The sequence below is a fragment of the Methylobacterium sp. WL6 genome (genome assembly GCF_008040095.1).
GTDB lineage: Bacteria > Pseudomonadota > Alphaproteobacteria > Rhizobiales > Beijerinckiaceae > Methylobacterium.
In genome coordinates this window covers 1-3,651 of record NZ_VRVH01000376.1, presented here as the reverse complement: position 1 = coordinate 3,651, position 3,651 = coordinate 1, and the positions used below count along the sequence as shown (strand labels likewise).

The window sequence follows — 3,651 nt, the reverse complement described above, 5'->3', positions numbered from 1 at the left end:
AAGCCGTCACCGGCGTCACCGCCGACGACTTCACCGTCAACACCAGCGGCACCGCAACAGCGCAGATCGCCTCGGTGTCGGGCTCGGGAACGACCTACACGGTCACGCTCAATCAGGCGGCCGGCGACGGCACGCTCCACCTCGACTTGAAGGCCGCTGGCACTGGAATTACCGATGCCGCTGGCAACGGGATCACGGGGGGCTCCACCGGCACGACCACCACCCTCGACCACACTGCGCCGAGCCTCACGCTTGCCCTGTCGGCGGGTACCGGGCTGGATGCGACGCATGGCAATCGCCCACTGATCACCGATGCAGGAGCCAACGCTCAGGTCCTGAATGCGGCCGAGTTTGCCGATGCCTTTCGACTTGGCGGAATGGCGTCGGATGCAAATTTCAACGGGCAGAGTGGTGCGGTGGTCACCTTCACCGCTGCCGATGGCCATACCGTGCCGGCGCACAGCGTCCCATTGGTGAGTGACGGCACCGGAGGCTACCGTTACGCCTTCCGCGTTGACGGGCCCGGCACAGCGAACGGGGTCAACGCCGATCTGGCCGCGGCTCTGACGGACGGCACCTACACCGTCCAGGCGGTAACGCAGGACGTGGCCGGCAATCCCGGCGTGACCGCCGCCCAGACGCTGATCGTCGACACCTCGGCGGATGTCGGACACGACGCTGCGCTGACGGTCTCTGGAACAGCCGATGGTGTGGTCAACGCCGCGGAGGCGGCTGCGTTGGCCTTCACGGTGGCTGGCCTCGATAGCGATGCCACCGCCGTCGCGACCTTCACCGACGGCACGCACACGCAGATGGTGCAGGTCGCAGCCAACGGCACCGGCAGCGTGAACCTGACGGGCTTCGATGGGGCGATCTCATCGTCGCTGGCCATCACGGACATCCATCAGAATGTTGCCAGTGCGGTCGGCAACACGGTCCAGGCCGACACCGCCGCGCCGACCTTGGCGGTGTCCGGCGTCAGCGGGGCCACCAACCTTGTCGACGGTCACGTGGTCTCGGGCACGATCGACACCGCCGATGCCGCCCTTGCCGTGACGATCAGCGACGGCACGACCGTGCTCGGCACCGCTGCCGTCGATGCCCAGGGCGACTTCACCTTCGCCCTGCCCACCGACATGGCCGGCGGGACGAGCCACGCCTACGCCCTGACCGCGAACGCCACCGATGCGGCCGGCAACCTTGGCGCCAGCGACAGCTTCGCCTTCGCCCTCGACTACACCCCGAACCAGAGCCTGTTCGGGGCGGTCACGCACGACGTGTCCAGTCCAGCCGGCGAGGCGTATGCGCTTTACGATGGTCTGCTGGGCCGTACACCCGATGCGCCTGGACTCGAAGGTTGGGCGAATGCCCTCACTCACGGTGCAAGCCTGCACGATGTGTCGCTTAGCTTCCTCGCATCGGAGGAGTTCACCGCCAAGTACGGTGGGGCGTACACTACAGGCAGCGATGACGCCTTCGTCCAGTACCTCTACCACGAGGCGCTGGGCCGGGACCCCGATGCGCAGGGCGAGGCCAGCTGGGTCTCGTTCCTGGCGAGTGGCGAGTCGCGCGCAGACGTAGCGTTCGAGTTTGCGCTGTCCCCGGAAAACCAGGGGCAGATCGCCCCAGCCCTGCAAGCCGGCGTGTTCGTTGCCGATCCAGCGGCCTCGGCGGTTGCGCACCTGTACTATGGCCTGCTCGACCGTGCTCCGGACGCCGGTGGTCTGCAGAGCTTCACCGACCTGGTGCACAATGGTGGGTCGCTCACCAGCGTGGCGCAGACGTTCCTGTCCTCGGCCGAGTACGCTAACCTGCACCCGACCGCCCAGACAGACCAGCAGTACGTGGACAGCCTGTACACGCATGCCCTTGGTCGGTCGGCTGATGCGGGTGGCGAGCAAAGCTGGGTAGACGCTCTGAGCCATGGTGCGTCACGGGCCGACGTGGCGGTTGGCCTAGCCGAGAGCCTAGAGGCCAGCCTGCACCTCGCTGGACATGTCGAGGCGGGCTGGCACCTCGCCTGAGAACTTTCGTTCCGACGTACCAGAGGTTCTGCTTGAGCCTTTTGCAGTCCCATTTGAATGGAAACCTCCAACTGTTGATCGGCAACAGCCATCATCCATTTCGTCAGGTGAAAGACTTCAAACGCTTAACGTTGTTGATCTCTCAATTACTTCGTTGATGCCTCTCGCAATCTCAGCGGCGGCATTATCGCGAAGACGGTAGACTGTGGCTGGCGAGCCCCACGTAGTTGGGTGCCGACGTATTTCCTCTTGAAAGCTTTCATTCCGGGCCCGGCACCGGGCCCAACTGAGTAGGATGTCCCGCTTCTTCGGCCAGTCCGGGTCGCCCGGGGAGAGGTAATCGTTCAGCCAGGCAATCGGTCGAGCCTCGCTGGCGCTGCGCGTGCGCGGGTCGGTGGAGAAGAACCGCTTCATCCAGAGCAGGACGTCACCGCCCGTCCAACTCGGAGTGTGCCCGAGCCAGACGGGGAGGGGCGGATCGGGACCTTCGGGACGGGCGGACATTCTGCCTCAATACTTCAACGCTGGGCCTTGGATGGTGGAAACGGCTCTGTGCGGCCTTGTGCCGTCGAACTGGTGATCCCGAGGTCGCCAGGCGTGCTTCGCGATGCGGCCGCTGGAAGGCTTCCTTAATCGCTCACTGGCATAGCTCCGGATGGCTGTTGTCCCATCTGCGGGCGCGCCACCCTGCCATGAACGGAACAGGCTCGGTCGCCGCCTCGCGCGCCGGGCCTGTTTCGTTCGGCGGATGCCCCCTCCGCCATTACTCGACCTCCGCCGGCGCGCGCAGCCCGATCTTGCGGGCGAGCTCATCGCTGATCGGGAGCCGGCCCCACATCAGCTTGTCCCGACCGGCCGCCGCGGCCTGAGCCCGGTCGCGCGCGCGGAAGCACTCGTTGGCTCGGGCCATGGCCGTCCGCTCGGCGGAGATCTCCTCCTCCGTCGGCTCCGTGATCGCGGCCCCACCGGCTCGCATTTCCGCGAGCACGTCGCCGAAGTGCGCCAGGACCTCGCGGCGCTCGTCCTCGGTCGCGCCATCGGTGTAGATCTCGGCGTCAAGCACGGCTTCGATCTTCGTCAGCTCGGTCTCGAATGGCAGGAGGATGAAACGGCACTCGGCCACGAGGTCAGCCGCTTCCGGGCAACCGTGTCCGCTCCACATCGACCGCCAACCCGGACGCAGGAACGCTTTCCGCGCCGCGTCGATCGCCCAGGTCGGCAGGTGGGCAACCGCCTCGGCGTAGATCGCGACCTTGCCCAGCATCTCGCGCTCGGGCGCTCCAAACGCTGCATGCGCGCCCATGAGCTTCAGCAGAGCGCGGTTGACCTCCGGGCCGGGGGTCGGAGTCATGGCCGCCCGAACATCATCGCGGCGACCCTCGAGCCAAGCGCGCTGTTCAGCGTCGGGTGCCGCTGATCGCGGTAGCCGTTGGCGCCGGAAGCCGTTCGGTGGCGTCTCCAGCCGGTTCGTGAAGCGGGCGACGAACAGGTCCATTGCCCGCGTGGCCGGCGCCGGCAGGTGAACCGAAGAGCTGATCGTAGAGGGGGCGAGGGTCATCGGGCACTCCGTAGACGTCGGCGAGGATGCTCAAGGCCCCGTTGGCGGGGCGGTGGCGGGGGGACGGGT

At 66.7% G+C, this 3,651-nt stretch carries 2 protein-coding genes; one reads left to right on the top strand and one right to left on the bottom strand.

Features of this window, described 5'->3' with window-relative positions:
* A partial coding sequence (locus tag FV230_RS25825; RefSeq protein ID WP_147844419.1) for a DUF4214 domain-containing protein occupies positions 1–2,024 on the top strand: 2,024 nt, incomplete at its 5' end.
* 763 nt (positions 2,025–2,787) lie between these two features.
* Here FV230_RS25825 and FV230_RS25820 read toward each other — a convergent pair.
* Positions 2,788–3,582, bottom strand: coding sequence for a hypothetical protein (locus tag FV230_RS25820; protein ID WP_147844418.1), 795 nt, complete (start codon positions 3,580–3,582; stop codon positions 2,788–2,790).
* Positions 3,583–3,651 lie beyond the last annotated feature (69 nt).